This is a genomic window from Curtobacterium sp. MCLR17_036 (genome assembly GCF_003234445.2).
Taxonomy (GTDB): Bacteria; Actinomycetota; Actinomycetes; order Actinomycetales; family Microbacteriaceae; genus Curtobacterium.
Genome location: NZ_CP126269.1, coordinates 552,274 through 569,763, shown reverse-complemented (window position 1 = coordinate 569,763; position 17,490 = coordinate 552,274). Strand labels below are relative to the sequence as shown.

Annotated in this window: 17 protein-coding genes and 1 pseudogene; 7 read left to right on the top strand and 11 right to left on the bottom strand. The window is 73.2% G+C overall.

What is annotated here, in order from left to right; all coding sequences use genetic code 11:
* Positions 1-123: 123 nt before the first annotated feature.
* Positions 124-2,640, top strand: a complete 2,517-nt coding sequence (locus DEI99_RS02685; RefSeq protein WP_146247181.1) for a helix-turn-helix transcriptional regulator — start codon at positions 124-126, stop codon at positions 2,638-2,640.
* 373 nt (positions 2,641-3,013) lie between these two features.
* Here DEI99_RS02685 and DEI99_RS02680 read toward each other — a convergent pair whose 3' ends face one another.
* On the bottom strand, positions 3,014-3,376 hold the full coding sequence (locus tag DEI99_RS02680; protein WP_111042770.1) for a sterol carrier family protein: 363 nt from the start codon (positions 3,374-3,376) through the stop codon (positions 3,014-3,016).
* 57 nt (positions 3,377-3,433) lie between these two features.
* Between DEI99_RS02680 and purD the strand changes: the two genes are divergently transcribed.
* Positions 3,434-4,702 (top strand): phosphoribosylamine--glycine ligase, encoded by a 1,269-nt coding sequence (gene purD / locus DEI99_RS02675; protein WP_111042753.1) that lies wholly within the window; start codon positions 3,434-3,436, stop codon positions 4,700-4,702.
* On the top strand, positions 4,699-5,568 hold the full coding sequence (locus DEI99_RS02670; RefSeq protein WP_111042754.1) for a phosphoribosylaminoimidazolesuccinocarboxamide synthase: 870 nt from the start codon (positions 4,699-4,701) through the stop codon (positions 5,566-5,568). Before purD ends, DEI99_RS02670 begins: the two co-directional genes overlap by 4 nt.
* 170 nt (positions 5,569-5,738) lie before the next feature.
* On the opposite strand, the gene DEI99_RS02665 is transcribed toward DEI99_RS02670, so the two are convergent.
* On the bottom strand, positions 5,739-6,947 hold the full coding sequence (locus tag DEI99_RS02665) for a PP2C family protein-serine/threonine phosphatase (protein ID WP_111042755.1): 1,209 nt from the start codon (positions 6,945-6,947) through the stop codon (positions 5,739-5,741).
* Between the two features lie 117 nt (positions 6,948-7,064).
* Here DEI99_RS02665 and DEI99_RS02660 point away from each other — a divergent pair, with 117 nt between their 5' ends.
* A complete protein-coding gene (locus DEI99_RS02660) occupies positions 7,065-7,385 on the top strand; it encodes a hypothetical protein (RefSeq protein WP_111042756.1) in 321 nt (106 codons plus the stop codon).
* A 28-nt stretch (positions 7,386-7,413) separates the two neighbouring features.
* Here the strand turns inward: DEI99_RS02660 and lepB are convergent, their stop codons facing one another.
* Together lepB and DEI99_RS02650 are read right to left on the bottom strand one after the other, a co-directional pair.
* Positions 7,414-8,061 (bottom strand): signal peptidase I, encoded by a 648-nt coding sequence (gene lepB / locus DEI99_RS02655; protein ID WP_111042757.1) that lies wholly within the window; start codon positions 8,059-8,061, stop codon positions 7,414-7,416.
* Positions 8,058-8,624, bottom strand: coding sequence for a hypothetical protein (locus DEI99_RS02650; RefSeq protein WP_111042758.1), 567 nt, complete (start codon positions 8,622-8,624; stop codon positions 8,058-8,060). The genes lepB and DEI99_RS02650 overlap by 4 nt, the downstream gene beginning before the upstream one ends.
* A 126-nt stretch (positions 8,625-8,750) precedes the next feature.
* Here DEI99_RS02650 and DEI99_RS02645 point away from each other — a divergent pair, with 126 nt between their 5' ends.
* Together DEI99_RS02645 and DEI99_RS02640 are read left to right on the top strand one after the other, a co-directional pair.
* Positions 8,751-9,530 carry an SDR family oxidoreductase gene (locus tag DEI99_RS02645; protein ID WP_111042759.1) on the top strand — a complete coding sequence of 260 codons (780 nt, stop codon included), beginning with the start codon at positions 8,751-8,753 and terminating at the stop codon, positions 9,528-9,530.
* 122 nt (positions 9,531-9,652) lie between these two features.
* Positions 9,653-10,471, top strand: a pseudogene (locus DEI99_RS02640) (VOC family protein); the annotation flags it as partial.
* Between the two features lie 362 nt (positions 10,472-10,833).
* Here DEI99_RS02640 and DEI99_RS02635 read toward each other — a convergent pair.
* The 6 genes from DEI99_RS02635 to DEI99_RS02610 form a co-directional block, all read right to left on the bottom strand.
* Positions 10,834-11,925 (bottom strand): hypothetical protein, encoded by a 1,092-nt coding sequence (locus tag DEI99_RS02635; protein ID WP_111042761.1) that lies wholly within the window; start codon positions 11,923-11,925, stop codon positions 10,834-10,836.
* Positions 11,926-11,972: 47 nt separating this feature from the next.
* The gene (locus DEI99_RS02630) at positions 11,973-12,575 is read right to left on the bottom strand and encodes an ATP-binding cassette domain-containing protein (RefSeq protein ID WP_111042762.1); all 603 of its coding nucleotides are present in this window, start codon (positions 12,573-12,575) and stop codon (positions 11,973-11,975) included.
* The gene (locus tag DEI99_RS02625; protein WP_146247182.1) at positions 12,566-13,609 is read right to left on the bottom strand and encodes a peptidoglycan-binding domain-containing protein; all 1,044 of its coding nucleotides are present in this window, start codon (positions 13,607-13,609) and stop codon (positions 12,566-12,568) included. The genes DEI99_RS02630 and DEI99_RS02625 overlap by 10 nt, the downstream gene beginning before the upstream one ends.
* A complete protein-coding gene (locus DEI99_RS02620) occupies positions 13,609-14,193 on the bottom strand; it encodes a hypothetical protein (protein ID WP_111042764.1) in 585 nt (194 codons plus the stop codon). Before DEI99_RS02620 ends, DEI99_RS02625 begins: the two co-directional genes overlap by 1 nt.
* Before the next feature lie 26 nt (positions 14,194-14,219).
* Positions 14,220-14,666, bottom strand: a complete 447-nt coding sequence (locus tag DEI99_RS02615) for a hypothetical protein (protein ID WP_111042765.1) — start codon at positions 14,664-14,666, stop codon at positions 14,220-14,222.
* A 177-nt stretch (positions 14,667-14,843) separates the two neighbouring features.
* The gene (locus tag DEI99_RS02610; RefSeq protein WP_146247183.1) at positions 14,844-15,122 is read right to left on the bottom strand and encodes a hypothetical protein; all 279 of its coding nucleotides are present in this window, start codon (positions 15,120-15,122) and stop codon (positions 14,844-14,846) included.
* A gap of 100 nt (positions 15,123-15,222) precedes the next feature.
* Here DEI99_RS02610 and DEI99_RS02605 point away from each other — a divergent pair, with 100 nt between their 5' ends.
* A complete protein-coding gene (locus DEI99_RS02605; protein WP_181434514.1) occupies positions 15,223-15,789 on the top strand; it encodes a GNAT family N-acetyltransferase in 567 nt (188 codons plus the stop codon).
* A gap of 140 nt (positions 15,790-15,929) precedes the next feature.
* On the opposite strand, the gene DEI99_RS02600 is transcribed toward DEI99_RS02605, so the two are convergent.
* Positions 15,930-17,456, bottom strand: a complete 1,527-nt coding sequence (locus tag DEI99_RS02600) for a catalase (protein ID WP_111042768.1) — start codon at positions 17,454-17,456, stop codon at positions 15,930-15,932.
* Between the last annotated feature and the right edge of the window lie 34 nt (positions 17,457-17,490).

Genomic DNA, 17,490 nt, shown 5'->3' with positions numbered 1-17,490 from the left:
TCCGGTGCAGGATGGTCCGAACCCGTCGTCGAACGATCGCAGGAGGTGGTGCGGGTGCCCGAACGGACCGTCCCCGGCCACGGCCGAGCGCCGCGCCCGCCCGCGCGCGTGCCGTGGCCCCTGTTGCGTCGTCGTGAGGAGGACCGCGCCGTCGCCGTCGTCGCCCAGCACCGCTGGAGCGTCGCGCTCGTCGGCGCGCCCGGACTCGGCAAGACCACCGTCGCCGCACGGGTGACCGACCGGGTCGTCGAGCGCGACCCGACGGACCGCACCGTGGTCGTGCCGATCACGGCAGTCGCCGCGAGCCGGTCGATGCCGTTCAGCGCCGCCGCCGAACGGTTCGGCGAGCTGCCCACGACACTGTCCGAGCTCGCGGACCGCGCCGGTGCCGAGGCCCGGCTGCGTGCGATCGCCGAGCTGCGGGACCGCGACGTCCTCATCCGCGTCGACGACGCCGACCACCTCGACGCGATCTCGGCGCGCTACGTCGCGTGGCTCGTCCGCGAGCAGGGTGCCCGGCTCGTGCTGACGTGCCGCGACTTCACCGCGCTGCCGGAACCCCTGCGCGCGCTCTGGCAGGAGGACCTGCTCGAACGGATCGACCTGCAGCCGCTCGCGCTGCACGAGACGGCGTCGCTCATCGCCGAGGCGCTCGGTGCGCAGCTCGAGACGGCCTCGGTCGAACGGGTGCAGCGTGCGACCGCCGGCAACCCGCTCTACCTGCGCGAGGTGGTGCGGGCGGCGCGGACGTCCGGCGCCCTGGAGCACACGGCCTCCGGCTGGTACTGGCGCGGTCGGGTGACGGCGTCGAACAGCCTCGCCGACATGTACCGGACCGAACTCGGGTCGCTGCCGGAGGACCTGCGTGACGTCGTCGACATCGTCGCCCTCGCCGACCCGATCCCGCTGCCGCGTCTGCTCGGACTCGTGAGCGGCGGTGACGTCGACCGCGTCGTCGCGCTCGGACTGGTCCGCATCGACGCGGTCGAGGACGGCGCCGCGGTCGTCCGGCCGTCGCACCCGCTCGTCGGCGAGGTCATCCGCGGCCTGGTGCCGGTCGCCCGGCGATCGACACTGTTCGCGCGTGCGAACGCCTTCCGCGCCGACCGGCCGGAGGGCGCCCCGCCCGCGGCACGGCTCCGAGCCGCGCTCTGGTCGCTCGAGTGCGGCGTGCTGCCCTCGGTCGAGCAGCTGCTCGACGGCGCCCAGGTGGCCTCGCGGCTGCAGGAGCACGAGAGCACGCTGTCGCTGACCTCGGCGGCGCTCCGCACGACGCTGCACCCGACGGAACGGGTCACGGCGCTGTGCCTCCGGTCACTGGCGTACGCCTACTCCGTCGGGCGCGAGGCCGGACGCACCGACGCCGAGGCGGCCTGGGCGCTCGCGCAGGCGTCGAGCGACGAGGTCTCCGACGACGCCGTGGTCCAGGCGTGCGAGACCCTGGCGAACACGCGGCAGTTCCACGACGACGACGTCGACGCCGCGGTCGCCCTGACCGACGCCGCCGTCCCGCTCGTGTCCGGCGACGCCGTCGAACGGCTGCGCCTGCTGCGGTTGAGCCACCTCGGCTGGGGCGGACGGTTCGCCGAGGTCCGGGCCGAGGTCGAGCGGAGCGGGATCGTGCACGCGCCGACCGTGCCGGCGTCCTTCCTGTGCCTCGCCGCCTGCGCCGTGATGGCCCTGGCGACCGAGGGGCGGCTCGACGACGCCTCGGCGTTCGGACGTCGGGCGCTCGCCACCGCGGTCGAGCACCTGGAGGACTCCCCGTGGAGCGTCGGGGAGATCATCTCGGTGCTGCACCAGGTGCAGGTCTGGCGGGGCGACCTCGCCGACCTGTTCACCGAGGTGCCGGTCCGACGCTCGAGCCCCTACCTGAAGTACGACTTCACGCTCGAGCTCATCGGCGAGGGCAACCTGGCGATCGGGCAGCGCCGCTGGGAGGACGCGATCACGGCGTTCACGGCGGCGTGCGAACGGTACGACGTCGCCGACCACGGCGGGTTCGCGGCGTACCCGTGGGCGCGCCTCGCGATGGCGTACGGCTTCGCCGGGCGGGCGGAGGACGCCGCCCGGGCGCTCGACCGCGCACGGACCACGCCGCTCCGGGCGATGCGCATCACCGGCGAGCTCATCCCCACGACGATCGCCTGGGCCGAGGCCGTCATCGGCAACCCCGCCGGAGCGCTGCACGCCGACGAGGTCATCGCGCGGAGCACCGAGTCCGGGTCCTGGACCGCGGTGATGTACGCACGGGCCCTGCACTACTCGACCGACCTGCTCGCGGGACGCGAGGCGGGACCGTCCCTCGACCGCCTGCGCGAGGCGGCCGCGCGCATCGAGGGGCCGCTCGCCGCCGCCGTCGTCGAGTACGCCGACGCGCTCCGGTCCGGGGACCGCGTCCGGACCGTGGCCGCGCAGGGCGTCCTCGCGTCGCACGGCATGGCGGTCGCGGCGAGCCGGGCGAAGGCTCCGCTGACGAAGCGCGAGTACGAGGTTGCCGAGCTGGCGGCGGGCGGGCTGAGCAACCGGCGCATCGCCGAGGTCCTCGGGCTGTCCACCCGCACGATCGACGCGCACCTGTCGCGGGTGTTCGCGAAGTGGCAGCTGCACGCCCGGTCGGAGCTCGGCGAGCTCTTCTGAGCGCCGCCGCCGCGCAAGAACGTTGCGGATTGCAGCACGACTCGCCGCGCCGGTTGACACCTGACGTGCAAGGTCGCGTACCTTGGTGCTTGTCGCCGGGTTCGGACCCGTTCGGGTCGGGTCCGAATCCCGGCGACTTCAAGCGTAGGCAACCGGTTGCACGATACGCATCGGTAGCGACTACCTAATTCGGGTGCGCGCATCTTCGCAGGGCGCGTCGGGGCCGCGTCGCCGGCTGGATCTCCCGCCGTCCGCCGGGTCGCCGCATCAGGCGCACGCCGTGACGGCCGGGAGGCTCGTGGCGGGGCCGACACGGGCCTCCCGTCCGTCGACCCGACCGACCATCCGTCCGTCCGTCCGTCGACCAGACGGTTCAGAGCGCGGCGTGCACCGGCAGGAAGGCCGTCAGGTCCGCGCGCGAGCCGGACGCGCTGACGCGCGCCTGCGCGACCGCACCGTCCCAGGTGAGCTCGCCGGTGGCCAGGGCCAGCCACGTCGTCGCGTCCGTCTCGACCACGTTCGGGGGCGTGCCGCGGGTGTGGCGCGGTCCCGGCACCGCCTGCACCGCCGCGAACGGCGGCACCCGCACCTCGACGCTGTTGCCGGGGACGTCCTCGGCGAGCCGCTGCAGGGTCCAGCGCACCGCGGTCGCGAGCGTCGGCCGGGCCGTCTCCCCCTGCTGCACGGCACGCAGTGCCGCGATCCCGTCGGCGTCCTCGATCCTCCTGGGTGGCATCCCCACAGGCTAGCCGTCGCATCGCGGCGGGCGAGCCCGGATCGGTAGGGTGATCGGGTGCGAATCCTCGTCCTCGGTTCCGGTGCCCGCGAGCACGCCATCATCACGGCCCTGCTCGCAGAGCGCGCCGGTCACGTCATCACGGCGGCTCCCGGCAACGCCGGCATCGCCGCCGACGTCGAGACCGTCTCCCTCGACCCCACGAACGGCGCCCTGGTCGCCGAGTACGCGATCGAGAACGGCGTCGAACTCGTCGTCGTCGGTCCCGAGGCACCGCTCATCGCGGGCGTCGCCGACCCCGTCCGCACCCGCGGCATCCCGGTGTTCGGCCCGGGCCGCGCCGCCGCGCAGCTCGAGGGTTCGAAGGCCTTCGCCAAGCGGATCATGTCCGAGGCCGGGGTGCCCACCGGGCGGCCCGTGTACGCCGGCACCGTGGACGAGGCCGTGGCAGCGATCGACGAACTCGGCGCCCCGTACGTCGTCAAGGCCGACGGGCTCGCCGCCGGCAAGGGCGTGCTCGTGACCGAGGACCGGCAGGCCGCCGTCGACCACGCCACCTACTGGCTGCAGCACGGCCACGTCGTGGTCGAGGAGTTCCTGGACGGCGAAGAGGTCTCGCTCTTCTTCCTGAGCGACGGACACGACGTCCGGGCGCTCAGCCCCGCGCAGGACTACAAGCGGCTCGGCGACGGCGACGTCGGCCCGAACACCGGCGGGATGGGCGCCTACTCGCCCCTGCCGTGGCTCGCCGACCGCTGGGAGACCGAGCAGGCCTTCGTCGCCGAGGTCACCGAGCTGGTCGCGCTCCCCACCGTCCGTCGCCTGGAGCACGAGGGCACCCCGTTCGTCGGGCTGCTCTACTGCGGGCTGATCGTGACCGAGCAGGGGGTCCGGGTCATCGAGTTCAACGCCCGGTTCGGCGACCCGGAGACGCAGGTCGTGCTCCCCCGCCTGGCCACGCCGCTGAGCGGGCTGCTGCTCGCCGCGGCCACGGGGCAGCTCGGCAACGCACCCGCCCCGCAGTTCCGCGACGAGGCCGCCGTCACGGTCGTGCTCGCCAGCGAGGGCTACCCGGAGAACCCGCAGACCGGCCGCGCGATCACCGGCGTCGACGCCGCCGACGCCCGCGAGGGGGTCTCGGTCGCGCACGCCGCCACCGGCCTGCTCGACGACCAGCTCGTCGCCACCGGCGGCCGCGTGCTCAGCGTCGTCGCCACCGGGTCCTCGTTCGCCGAGGCCCGCGACCGCGCCTACGCCGGCATCGGCGACATCACGCTCGCCGGCGCCCAGTACCGCACCGACATCGCCGCGAAGGTCGCCCGGTGACCGCCGCGCCGCGCGTCGCCGGCTGGGACCACGTCTCGTCGGGCAAGGTCCGCGAGCTCTACGTGCCGACCGGCACCCCGGACATCGCGAGCGCCTCGGAGCTGCTGCTCGTCGCGTCCGACCGGGTCAGCGCCTACGACTTCGCGCTCGAACCGCCGATCCCCGGCAAGGGCGAGCTGCTCACCCGGCTGTCCCGCTTCTGGTTCACGCAGCTGAGCGACGTGCCGAACCACCTCATCGGTCCGTCCGAGGGCGGCACCCCGGTGCCCGCCGACGTCGAGTCCCGCTCGATGCACGTGATGCCGCTCGAGATGTTCCCCGTCGAGTGCGTCGTCCGTGGCTACCTGGTCGGCAGCGGCTGGGCCGAGTACCAGGAGACCGGCAGCGTCTGCGGCGTGCCCCTGCCCGAGGGGCTGTCGAACGGCGACCGCCTGCCCGAGCCGATCTACACCCCGGCGTACAAGGCGCCGCAGGGCGAGCACGACGAGAACATCTCCTACGAGCAGACCGTCGACCTGGTCGGCGACGAGGTCGCGGCGACCCTGCGCGAGCTGTCACTGCACGTGTACACCGAGGCGGCGGCGATCGCGCTCGACCGCGGCGTGGTGATCGCCGACACGAAGTTCGAGTTCGGCCGCGACGCCGACGGCCGGATCCGCATCGCGGACGAGGTCCTGACGAGCGACTCGAGCCGCTACTGGGACGCTCGCGCCGACGCCCGCACGGATTCGTTCGACAAGCAGATCGTGCGCGACTGGCTCAGCGCGAACTGGGACCGGCAGGGCACGCCGCCGGTCCTGCCCGACGAGATCGTCGCGCGGACCGCGGCGCGGTACGCCGAGCTGATCGAGCGCCTCGGGGCCTGACGGCGGGACGCGCTGCGCCGGCCGGTCGGCAGGCCAGTCGGCGCCGCCCGGTCGGCGCTGCGCCGGCCGATCGGCTGGCCAGTCGGCGCTGCCCGGTCGGCGCGCGGCGGTAGGCGTCAGCCGTCGAGGGCCTGGCGTCAGGCGTTGAGTGCCTGGCGTGAGTCGGGCCGTCAGGCGTCGCGGGCGACGACGACCACCGTCAGGTCGTCGCCCGGGTCGTGCTCGACGGCTCGTTCGCGCACGCGCTGCAGGAACGCGGGGATGTCCGGCGACTGCCGGTAGAGCGCACCGAGCTCGGAGAGCGACGCCAGGGTCGAGTCCCACAGCTCGAGCGCGCCGTCGCTCACGATGACGAGGACGTCGCCCGGCCGGAGCACGAGCGAACCCGACGCCCGCTCGATGCCGACGGGGTGCAGCCCGATCGGCAGGTCCGAGGAGCGCAGGACGCGCTCGGCGCCGTCGTCGCGGAGCTGCAGCACGAGCCCGTGCCCCGCGTCGGTGAAGTCGAGGCGCCCGGTCGACGGGGTCAGGCGTCCGTGGAACATCGTCGCGAAGGACTCGGCGCGGCTGAGCTCCGGCGCGACCTGCGCCTCGAGCTCGGCGACCGCGACGTCGGGCGCCATGTCCCCGCGCGCGAGCAGGCCGCCGCGGATGGTGGCGGCGAGCAGCCCGGCCGACATGCCCTTGCCCATGACGTCCGACACTGTCAGGTGCACGGAGTCGTCGCCGGAACGGTGCCAGTCGTGGAAGTCACCGGAGACCACGCCGTGCGGCACGGACATGCCCGCCAGACGGTAGCCGGGCACGTCGAGCGCGTCGGGCTCGAAGCCGGTCAGCACGGAGCGGAGCCGGTCCTCGTCGGCGCCGGCGGCGAGTTCGCGCTCCGCCCAGGTGCCGAGCTCCTGCAGCAGGGAGACCTCGTCGGCGTCGAGCGTCCGCGGCTCCGGGTCGATCAGGCACAGTGTGCCGACCTTGACGTGGTCGTCGCCGATCCGCAGCGGCACCCCGGCGTAGAAGCGGACGTTCGGGTCGCCGACCACCATCGGCATGTCGGAGTACCGGGCGTCGTCGCGGGCGTCCGGCACGAGCACCGGACCGTCGACGCCGAGGGTGCGCCCGCAGAAGGTGTCGAGCAGCGGGATGGTCGGACCGAAGTGCGTGTCGCTCTGCTGCGACTTGATCGTCATCGTGGAGGTGCCGGCGAGGTTGAGGAAGGATCCCGAGACGCCGAAGGCCTCACGCGCGATCCGGGTGATCCGTTCGAAGCGTTCCTCGGGGCCGCCCTCGACGACGTCGAGCGCGGCGAGCAGCGCTGCGCGGCGGACCGCTTCGGGCGAAGCACTGCCGAGGGCGGTCGTCGCTGGATCGGTGTGGTGCATGCCTCCACGCTAACGCGCCGAACGGACAGAGGGCGTCCCCCGATCGGAGGACGCACACCCCCAGTAGGCGGGGAACCGCTGGCCGGGCACCCGCCGACGCCGGACTAGCCTGGACCGGTGCCCCGTCCCGTCGCTCCCGCGCTCGCCCTCGCTGCCGCAGCGCTCCTGACGCTGGCGGGCTGTGGCGCCCAGGACTCGACCGGGCAGATCGCGGTGACCGTGTCGACGAACGCCGCCGAGCAGCCCTACGAGGTCGAGGTCTTCGCGTCCACCGGCAAGCTGTCCGAGCACCAGCGGGTGTTCCCGGGCGGCACCGCGTCGTTCGCGGGCGTGCCGCTCGGGTCGGTCACCGTCCGGGCGGGCGACCTGTGCCCCCGGACGACGAAGGTCTCGAACGATGCCGTCGCCCGGGTCACGTTGACGACGACCGGCTGCTGACCGACCCGCCGCCCGCCGCCCGCCGCGGTCAGGGTCCGGGGACGGCGTCCCACTCGTCGCCGTACCGCGAGAGCACGGTCCAGCGCGACACCGGCCACGTGGTGACGAACGCGCGCCCGACGACGTCGTCGACCGGCACGGTGCCGTGCACGCGCGAGTCGGCGGAGTCGTAGCGGTTGTCGCCCATCACCCAGATCCGCCCCTCGGGGACGGTCACCGTGAAGTCGTCCGCCGCGACCCGGTCCGACCCGGGCTCGTGCACCACGTACGGTTCGTCGACGGCGTGCCCGTTCACCGAGAGCCGGCCGGCCGTGTCGCAGCACGAGACGGTGTCGCCGGGCAGCCCGATGACCCGCTTGATGAGGTCGTCGCCCTGCCCGGTGCCGAGCCACCCGCCCGGGTCCTGGAAGACGACGACGTCGCCGCGCCGCAGCGGCACCAGGCCCGGGACGAGTTCGTTGACGAGCACGCGGTCACCGACCAGCAGCGTGTTCTCCATCGACGCCGAGGGGATGTAGAACGACCGGACCAGGTAGGCCTTCACCAGGAACGAGGCCAGCAGCGCCACCACGACGATCACCGCCAGGTCGCGCAGGAACCGCCACCCGGCGCGACCCGGCCGCTGCTCGGTGCCGGCGCCGGACTCGGGCTCGGGCTCGGACTCGACGGCACTCAATGCGTCAACACCACCTTCACGACACCGATCACGAACGCCAGGGCAGCGAGCACGATGCCACCCCAGAGCCCGAGGAACGTCGGCTGCTTCCCGCTGAACCGCTGCATGAACACCCCGACCAGCCCGATGCGGACCACCAGGATCACGAGGGCTGCGGTCTGCGCCCACTCGGCGGGCACCCACCCGAGCCAGGCAGCCGCGTAGAGCACCGCGGGGATGAGCCCCGAGGTCGCGATCGGGTTGGCGTTGCGCATGATCGTCACGACCGACTCGCGGCGCACGGCGTCGGGCACGGTCTCGTCGGCGCCGAGTCCGTGCGCGACGAGGTGCGCCAGCACGTGCGCCAGGTACGTCAGCACGGCGGTGGCCAGGACCGCCCAGACCGCGGACCCGTGGCGGATCGCCTCGGGATCGACCGCGATGGCCGCCGCGAGCACCGTGATGTTGCCGTAGATGTACGACGACATCCGGTCGCGGACGTGCTCGATCGGCAGGTCGCGTGGGTCGGGACGACCGCCGCGGGGTCCGCGCTCGCGCGGGATCGGTCGTCGTGTGCGTGGCATCCGTCCATCTTGGCCTCCGCAGCGCCCCCTCCGCCGACAGGACACCGAGTGCGATGGCACCCGCGTGTCCGGTTCCGGCAGACTGGCCTGCGACCGGTGCACCGCAGCACCGGAGGGGAGGCCCGGATGACGTCCGAACGACCGCTCGCGTTGGTGGCCGGCGTGGGCCGCAGGGCCGGGATCGGCGCTGCGCTCGCCGTCCGGCTGGCGACCGTCGGCTGGGACCTGGCCATCTCGTGGTGGAGCCCGTACGACGACCGCGTGAGCGGCGGGGCGGATCCGGACGGGATCGACGCCGTGGTGCAGGAGTGCGGGGCCGTGGGTGCACGCGTGACGCGCCTCCCGGTCGACCTGGAGGACCCGGACCAGGCGGCCGCGCTCGTCGGCCGCGCCGAGGCGGAGGCGGGCGCACCCGTCACCGCACTCGTGATGTCGCACTGCGAATCGGTGGACTCGGACTTCGCGACGACCACCGTCGAGTCGTTCGACCGGCACATGGCCGTCAACGCCCGCGCCCCGTTCCTGCTCGTGCAGGCGTACGCGGCGCGGCTGCGGGCTGGTGCCGACGCCCCGATCGACCGGCGACGGGTCATCGCCCTGACGAGTGACCACACGGCGTTCAACCTGCCGTACGGCACGAGCAAGGGGGCGCTCGACCGGCTCGTCATCGCGACCGCGCACGAGCTCGCTGACGTCCACGTGAGCGCGAACGTCGTGAACCCGGGGCCGAACGACACGGGGTGGATGACGGACGAGATCCGGCAGGCCGTGGTCGAGCAGACCCCGGGCGGTCGGCCGTCGACGCCGCGCGACACCGCCGCGCTCGTCGGGTTCCTGTGCGGCCCGGACGGTGGGTGGGTGAACGGGCAACTGCTCAAGACCGACGGCGGGTTCAGCGCCCGGTGACCGCGTGCGGTGACCGGGTCCAGCGCCCGGTGACCGCGTGCGGTCATTTGGTTGACGCGTCAACCAAACCGGCGCACACTGGGGTCATGCACACGCAGGACCTCCTCGCCGCCACCACCGGGATGGGCGCCGTCACGCTCCGCGTCGCGGACCTCGACCGGATGATCGGCTACTACCGCGACGGCATCCGGCTGTCGCTGCTGTCGAACGACGGCGGCGTCGCCGTCCTCGGTCGCGGCACCACCCCGATCGTCGTCCTCGAGCACGCACCGTCGATGCAGCACGCCGGCCCGCGCGACGCCGGCCTGTTCCACACCGCGATCCTGTTCGACACGAAGGCCGACCTGGCCGCCGCGTTGTACTCCGTCGCGACGCAGTACCCGCAGACCTTCACCGGCAGCGCCGACCACCTGGTGAGCAACGCGTTCTACTGCACCGACCCCGAGGGCAACGGTGTCGAGCTGTACTGGGACCGCGACCGCACCGAGTGGTCGTGGACGCACGGCATGGTCGACATGGCCACGATCTACGTCGACCCGAACGCCTTCCTGCAGGAGAACCTGACCGCGGCGGCGCTGGAGTCGGCCGCGTCGGCGCCGGGACGCGTCGGGCACGTGCACCTGTCCGTCGGCGACGTCGCCTCGGCCCGCGACTTCTACGTCGACCGGCTGGGCTTCACGACCACGGCGGCGATGGGCGACCAGGCCCTGTTCGTCAGCGCCGGCGGGTACCACCACCACATGGCGATGAACACGTGGAACTCCCGCGGGGCCGGACGGCGGCAGCTCGCGCTCGGGCTCGGCCTCGTGCGCATCGAGGTACCGGGGTCGGACGACCTCGGGGCCCTCGTCGCGCGCATGCACGACACCGGGGTGCAGACCGCGGACGACGGTCGGACCGTCGCGTTCGAGGACCCGTGGGCGAACCGCATCGAGGTGACCGCGCCCGGCCCTCAGCCGCGACCGGGCGGGCGCGGCGGCGGTTGCGGGGCCGCGCGGCGGCGGGCGCCGGGGGCGGTCGCGGGGGCGCGCGGCGGCGGTCGCGCGGCGGCGGGTTGCATGCGGGCGCATCGTGCGACGACCCACGGGTCGATCGACGCGTGCTGCGTCGGAGGATCCGCACGCATGTGATGCACGCGCATGTTCCGACCGTGCACGAGACGATCGACGCGTGGTCCGTCGGACGATGCACACGCACGCAGTGCGACGAAGGGGTCGCTCGGCGGCACGGCGGCACGGCGGCACGGCGGCACGGGGGCACGGACCCACAGAGGCACGGAGGCACGGAGGCGCGGGCCCAGCGGTCAGCGTGCTCGGAAGTACCGGTGCAGGGACCGCTCACGGACCAGTGCGGCCGCCACCGCCCCGCCGACCAGCACGCCGACGAGCCCCATCGCCGCGATCCCCACCGCCTCGACCACGATCGGCACGGCGTCCGCCGGTCCGAGCCCGCGGACGGCGACCACGCCGACGGCCACCGCCACGCAGGACCCCACCGCGCCCCACAGTCCGTGTTGCAGCACCAGACCGAGGACCTGCGCGCTCCGCGGGACGCCGACGTGCAGGTCGGACGCCAGGGAGAGGCGCCGTCGCCCGACCGACGCAGCACCGACCGCCACCCCGGCCGCGAGCGCCGCACCGAGTGACGCCGTCACCGGGTCGGCCGCGGCCGGTGTGAAGGTCGCCCCGGCACGGGGGTTCAGCTGCCCGACCGTCGGACGGGCCTCGTCGTCGGCACCGGTGCCCGGCAGGACCGTCCGCCGGAGCGCCGCGAGGGTGTCCTCCCGTTGCGGCCACACCGTCGCCCAGCACGCATCGAACGCGCGACCGTCGTCCGGGGTCGGCGCGAGGAGCGCGTACTCGAGGTCCGGGTCACGGCCGTCGTCCGGGTACGGGTACACACCCGCCACCGGCGGCCCGGGCCCGACCGACGTGCCCGCCGCCGTCACGAGCGTGTCCCCGGGCGCGAGGCCGAGCGACTCCTGCACCGACGGGGACAGGACGACCCCGACCGACCCGGTGGCACCGGCGGCGGACCCGACGACCGCCGGGAAGCCCGCCGTGACCTCGTACGTCGGCACCGCCGAGCCGGGCAGCGCGGCCGGCACCGTGCCCTCCTCGAGTCGGCGGACCGCCCCGGCTGCCCGCACCCCCTCGGAAGCCGCGAGCGCGTCGCACGCGCGGCCGTCGATCCGCCCCTCGGCACGCTGCACCGTCGTGGCCGCCCCGCTCGCGAGGTAGTCGGCGGCGCCGCGGACGTCCGCGGCGAGCGCGACAGCGCGGAGACCGACGACCCCGCCGACGAGGACCGCGAGGACGAGGGCGCCCGTCGCCGCCCACCCGGCACCCGTCACGACGTCCCGCCAGGCTTCGCGCGCGACCTCCCCGAGCCGCATGTCCCGTCGTCGACACGCATCAGCGGCCCGGGGCCGGTCGGGCCGCCTCACCGGTGCTGCCCGAGGTCGAGGACGGAGTCGCACGCAGCTCGGGTGTCGTCGTCGTGCGTCGCGACGACGACCACGGTCCCCGACGCGGCGAGCGCCCCGATCGCCCGGTTCACCTCCGTCGCCGTCGCCCGGTCGAGCTGGGCCGTCGGCTCGTCGACGAGCATCAGTCCCGGGCTGCTCGCCACGCCCCGCGCCAGCATGAGGCGTTGCGCCTCGCCCCCGGACAGCTCGCCGAACCGGGCGTGCACCCGCCCGTCGAGGCCGAAACGACCGAGCAGTTCGACCGCCCGCCGATCGGCAGTCCGGCGGTCGTCACCGCGCGCGAGGAACGGCAGCGCCACGTGGTCCAGCGCTCGACGCCGAGCGACCCCGTGCGGGTTCTGGAACACCCAGAGCGGTCGGCACCCTGCCGGACGGTCCACGGAGCCGGCGGTCGGCCGGAGCATCCCCGCGAGGACCGCCAGGAACGTCGACTTCCCCGAGCCGCTCGGCCCGACGACCGCAGTGACCGTGCCATCGACGAAGGTGCGATCGACCTGGCGGAACAGGACCATGCCGTTCGACCAGGTGTGGCCGACCCCGACCAGCGTCACCGGCACGGACGGGACCGGTCGGGATCGGTACGGACCCGGTCGAGTGGTCGACCCTCGGACCCTCGCACGAAGGACTGACCGAGCTCGGAGCCGAGGACCTCGACCTCGCGTGCCGGACCCGACGTCGGTTGCACGCAGGCCCGATCACCGTCGAGGTTCCACAGCGCGGTCGGCGGAACGACCTGCACCGTCCGGGGACGACGGAGCGACCAGGCCACCGGGAGCGTCGGGACGCCGTCGGCCGACGACACCGTCACCGCGTACTCAGGCAGTGCGGCGACCGCAGCCAGCGCATCGGGCGCCGACACGACGCCCCGCGCATCGACCGGCACCTCGGCGCCGCCGATCCGCAGCACCCGGTCGCCCGGAGCCGGGTCGGCCGGCAGGGTCTCGATGCGCGCTCCGCGGAGCTCCGCCGGCAGCTCGACGAGGGTCCCCTCAGTGTCGACGGGGGCGCCGAGGACCGCCGTGCAGGCACGGACGCTGTTCTCGACAGCCGGGACCCAGGCGAAGGGCGCCCGCGGCACCACGCCGTCGGGCAGGTCGTCCGCTGTCACCCCACGGTCGACCAGGAACTGCCGAGCGGCACGGAGGGTCCCGGGGCCGACGAGCCCGTCGACCGCGAGTCCCGCACCGAGACGCGTGAGCTCGGCCTGCAACCCGGAGACGTCCTCGCCGCGGTCGCCCGGTTCCAGGTCCCGCCAGAGCGGTTCCCCCGTCGCCAGCGCGACGACCGGCTGGCCGTCGACGCGGGCGATCACGTCACCGCTGACGAGCGGGGCACCGGTCGAGCACGACGAGGCCGTCACCGTCCCGGTCCGGTTCGTCACCACGGCCCTGGGCGCCCCGGTGTCGAGGGCGAGTTGCACCTGCCGCTCGTCGGCGTCGGTGCGCTCGGTGACCGCGACGGTCCTGGCGGGCGACGCGGTCCGGAGCGCCGCGGGCGGCTGGGCCGGCACGGCCACCACGACCGCGGCGGCGCTGCCGGCCGCGACGAGCATCGCGCCGAGGCCGAGGAGCGCTCCGGACGGGCGCTGCATCAGCCGTCCCGCCACAGGCCGAGCGGGTCGAGTTCGCACTGCCTCGCCTTCTCGTCCATCCAATCGAACGGCAGCGTGTCGTCGTCGTAGTCCTTCCGCCACTGCTCCTCGGTGTACCCCCGATCGACGAGCCCCGCTCGCTGCAGGCACGGGACGGTGATCTCGGCCTCGTCGAGCCGCTCGGGGTTCCGGCGGGTCTGCTCGAAGAGGTACGTCACGTACTCGTCGTACCGTTCCTCACACGCGCGGAGGACCGGGTCCGACCGCTCGAAGTAGTCGTCCGGGTACTTCCCGTTCAGCGCTTGCAGCGAGAACCCGCCGTCCGGGTCGTACTCGATCCCGAGACCGGAGTCGGCGAGACACCGCCGGACGCCTTCGTGCGCCTCCTCGAGCTCTGCGGCCGTGACCTTCCCGTCCGACAGCATCGACGCCTCGGAGTCCGAGACGCCGTGGTCCAGCGCCGATCGGAACTCGTCGGCCCAGGGGCCGGCGTGCCGCAGGGAGGCGTCCGCACCGGACGGGGAGCGGTCCGGCCGCACCGGAGGGGCGGCACAGCTCGAGGCGACCAGGACCACGAGCACCATGACCGCGCCCCAAGGCCAGGCGCGCCTCACCGTGACCGCCACAGGCCGAGCGGGTCGAGTTCGCACTGCCGCGCCTCGCCGAACATCGAGTCGAACGGCAGCGTGTCGGCGTCGTAGTCCCTGCGCCACTGCTGCGTCGTGTAGTCCCGGTCGACCACTCCCGCCTCCCGCAGACACGGGACGATGATCTCCGCATCGTCGAGACGCTCGGGATTGCGGCGAGTCTGCTCGAAGAGGAAGGTCACGAACTGGTCGTACCGCTTCTCACAAGCACGGAGGACGGGGTCTGTCCGCTCGAAGTAGTCATCCGGGTACTTCCCGGTCAACGACACGAGCGAGAACCCACCGTCCGGGTCGTACTCGATGCCGAGACCAGAGTCGGCGAGGCATCGTCGGACGCCTTCGTGCGCCGTCTCGACCTCTTCCGCCGTGACCCGGCCGTCGGCCAGCATCGACGCTTCGGAGTCGGACACGCCGTGATCCAGCGCGGATCGGAACTCCTCTGCCCAAGGACCCGCGTGCTGGAGGGACGCCTCCGCGCCGGACGGCGAACGTTCCGGTGTCGTCGGAGCGGCTGCACAACCCGCCGTGAGGAGGACCGGGACCGCCGAGACCGCGATCACCGACCACGCGCGGCTCACGATCGCGTCTCAGACTGCCGTCATGCCGTACGAGACGACGTTCACCCAGCAGGCAGCTTCGTACGACCAGGCACCTCGCCCGGCCCAGTTGCCGTACTTCGTCCCCTTGTTCTTGATCACGTTCCAGTTCCGCGCACTCGTGCACGAGTTGTTCTTGCCCTTCGTCAGCGTCACCGACCCGTAGCAAGCCGCGTTCGCCTCCGGAGCCGTGGCCGCGTCGACCGCGAGCCCACCGCCCACGACGCTCCCCAGCACAGCCATCCCCAACACCACGTTCTTGATCGACACGTCGCCCCTTTGCTCGCCGTTACTGATGTATCGCCGTTAACGTACGAGAGAGCCGAGCCGCGGCGCAACCCGCTGTGGGGCATCCGTGCAGGATGGACGCGTGACTGACGACATCCGCTGGGAGGTGCTCGAGGAGAGCACCCTCACACTCCCCGACCACGAGGCCATCACCGCACTGCTGGCGCATGCCTTCCCGGACTGGTCCCACTGGTACGTGGGCGGCCGGAGCTGGGCGGGCATGCAGCCCGAACGACGGGTGATCGCCCGCGACACCGACGGTGTCGTGCTCGCCCACGTCGGCATCCGCCGGATGTACATCTCGGTGGGTGGCCGCGACGTGCTGGTCGGCGACACCGGGTTGGTCGCTGTCGCACCGCGCCTGCAGGGCACGGGCAAGGGCCGCGAGCTGATGGAGCGCGCGCACGCCGTGCTCGAGGGCCTCGCGGTGCCGTACGGCTTCCTCGGTGCCGGAGAGAACCGCATCCCCTTCTACGCGAACCTCGGCTGGCACCACTTCGACGACGTCGTCGGGGACTACACGGCCTTCACGGCCGAGGGCGCCGGCATGCCGATGACCGACCAGGGTGGCTGGATGGTCCTGCCGGTGGCGGAACGGCTGGAGGACTGGCCGGAGGGTCCGATCCTGCTCAACGGCCAGCAGGTCTAGCTCCAGGACGAGCACCGGGCGCCCCCGCCGGAACGGACCCGGTCCTGCTCGACGGGCCACCGGTCCGGAACGTGAGAACGGACGGGAGGCGCGGTGCGAGTCCGACCCGCACCGCGCCTCCCGTCCGTCAGCAGCGGGGCTTACGCCTCGACCGCCACCGTCTCCGGGTCCTCGTTCGAACCCGGTGCGCTCGGCACGACGGCCGCGCGCACGCGCGCGCCGAGGTCGGCGTCCACGTTCGTCCAGTAGGCGAACACGCGCTCACGCAGGTCGTCGCGGGTCACCTTCGAGACGTGACCGGCGATGTTGCCGACCAGACGCTCACGGGCGGCGTCGTCGAGGACCTCGCGGACCATCGTGCCGGCCTGGCCGAAGTCGTCGTCCTCGGGGTGCAGGGTCGCGGCGGAACGCTGCAGCGCGCCGTCCGACTCCCAGCCCGGGGTCTCGTCGGTCGCGTCCGGGTCGGCGTGCGCACCGCCGAGCGAGTTCGGGGCGTAGACCGGCACCTCGGACTTCTGGAAGTCGAAGCGCATGGCGCCGTCCTTCGAGTACGAGTGGACCTCGTTCTTCGGGGCGTTGACCGGCAGCTGCGCGTGGTTGGTGCCGACGCGGTAGCGGTGCGCGTCCGCGTAGCTGAAGATGCGCGCGAGCAGCATCTTGTCCGGGCTCGCGGCGATGCCGGGCACGAAGTTCGAGGGGGCGAAGGTCGCCTGCTCGATCTGCGCGAAGTAGTTCTCCGGGTTGCGGTTCAGCTCCATGGTGCCGACCTCGATGAGCGGGTAGTCGGCGTGCGGCCAGACCTTCGTCAGGTCGAACGGGTTGAACCGGTACGACTCGGCGTCCGCGTAGGGCATAATCTGCACCTTGAGCGTCCAGCGCGGGTGGTCGCCACGCTCGATCGCGGCGTGCAGGTCGCGGATGTGGAAGTCCGCGTCCTCGCCGGCGATGCGGTCGGCGTCCTCCTGCGTGAGGGTCTTGTGGCCCTGCTCCGTCAGGAAGTGGTACTTGACCCAGAAGCGCTCGCCCTCGGCGTTGATCCACTGGTAGGTGTGCGAGCCGAAGCCGTCCATCTCGCGCCAGCTCGCCGGCAGGCCACGGTCGCCCATGAGCCAGGTGACCTGGTGCGCCGACTCGGGCGACAGGGTCCAGAAGTCCCACTGCATGTCGTGGTCGCGCAGGTGCGACCCGGGCAGACGCTTCTGCGAGCGGATGAAGTCGGGGAACTTGATGCCGTCACGGATGAAGAAAACGGGGGTGTTGTTGCCGACGAGGTCGTAGTTGCCCTCGGACGTGTAGAACTTCAGCGCGAAGCCGCGGGGGTCGCGCCAGGTGTCGGGCGAACCCTGCTCGCCGGCGACGCTGGAGAAGCGCGCGAGCATCTCGGTCTGCTGCCCCGGCTGCAGGAACGCGGCGCGGGTGTAGCGGCTGATGTCCTGGGTGACGGTGAAGGTACCGAACGCGCCACCGCCCTTGGCGTGGACGACGCGCTCCGGCACGCGCTCGCGGTTGAACTGGGCGAGCTTCTCGACCAGGTAGTGGTCGTGCAGGGCGAGGGGGCCGTCGGCGCCGACACCCATGGAGTGCTGGTCGCTCGAGACGGGCGCGCCGCTGTTCGTCGTCGTGGTGGGGGTGCCGGACGGGGTGCCGGTCGTGTTCTGGTCGGACACGGTTCCTCCTTGGGTGGAACGGTTGGTTCGGTCA

Coding starts and splice junctions, on each gene's coding strand:
- DEI99_RS02665 (WP_111042755.1), bottom strand. CDS start 6,947: ATGCACCACACCGATCCAGCGACGACCGCCCTCGGCAGTGCTTCGCCC.
- DEI99_RS02650 (WP_111042758.1), bottom strand. CDS start 8,624: ATGCCACGCACACGACGACCGATCCCGCGCGAGCGCGGACCCCGCGGC.
- DEI99_RS02635 (WP_111042761.1), bottom strand. CDS start 11,925: ATGCGGCTCGGGGAGGTCGCGCGCGAAGCCTGGCGGGACGTCGTGACG.
- DEI99_RS02625 (WP_146247182.1), bottom strand. CDS start 13,609: ATGCAGCGCCCGTCCGGAGCGCTCCTCGGCCTCGGCGCGATGCTCGTC.
- DEI99_RS02680 (WP_111042770.1), bottom strand. CDS start 3,376: ATGCCACCCAGGAGGATCGAGGACGCCGACGGGATCGCGGCACTGCGT.
- DEI99_RS02645 (WP_111042759.1), top strand. CDS start 8,751: ATGACGTCCGAACGACCGCTCGCGTTGGTGGCCGGCGTGGGCCGCAGG.
- DEI99_RS02620 (WP_111042764.1), bottom strand. CDS start 14,193: ATGGTGCTCGTGGTCCTGGTCGCCTCGAGCTGTGCCGCCCCTCCGGTG.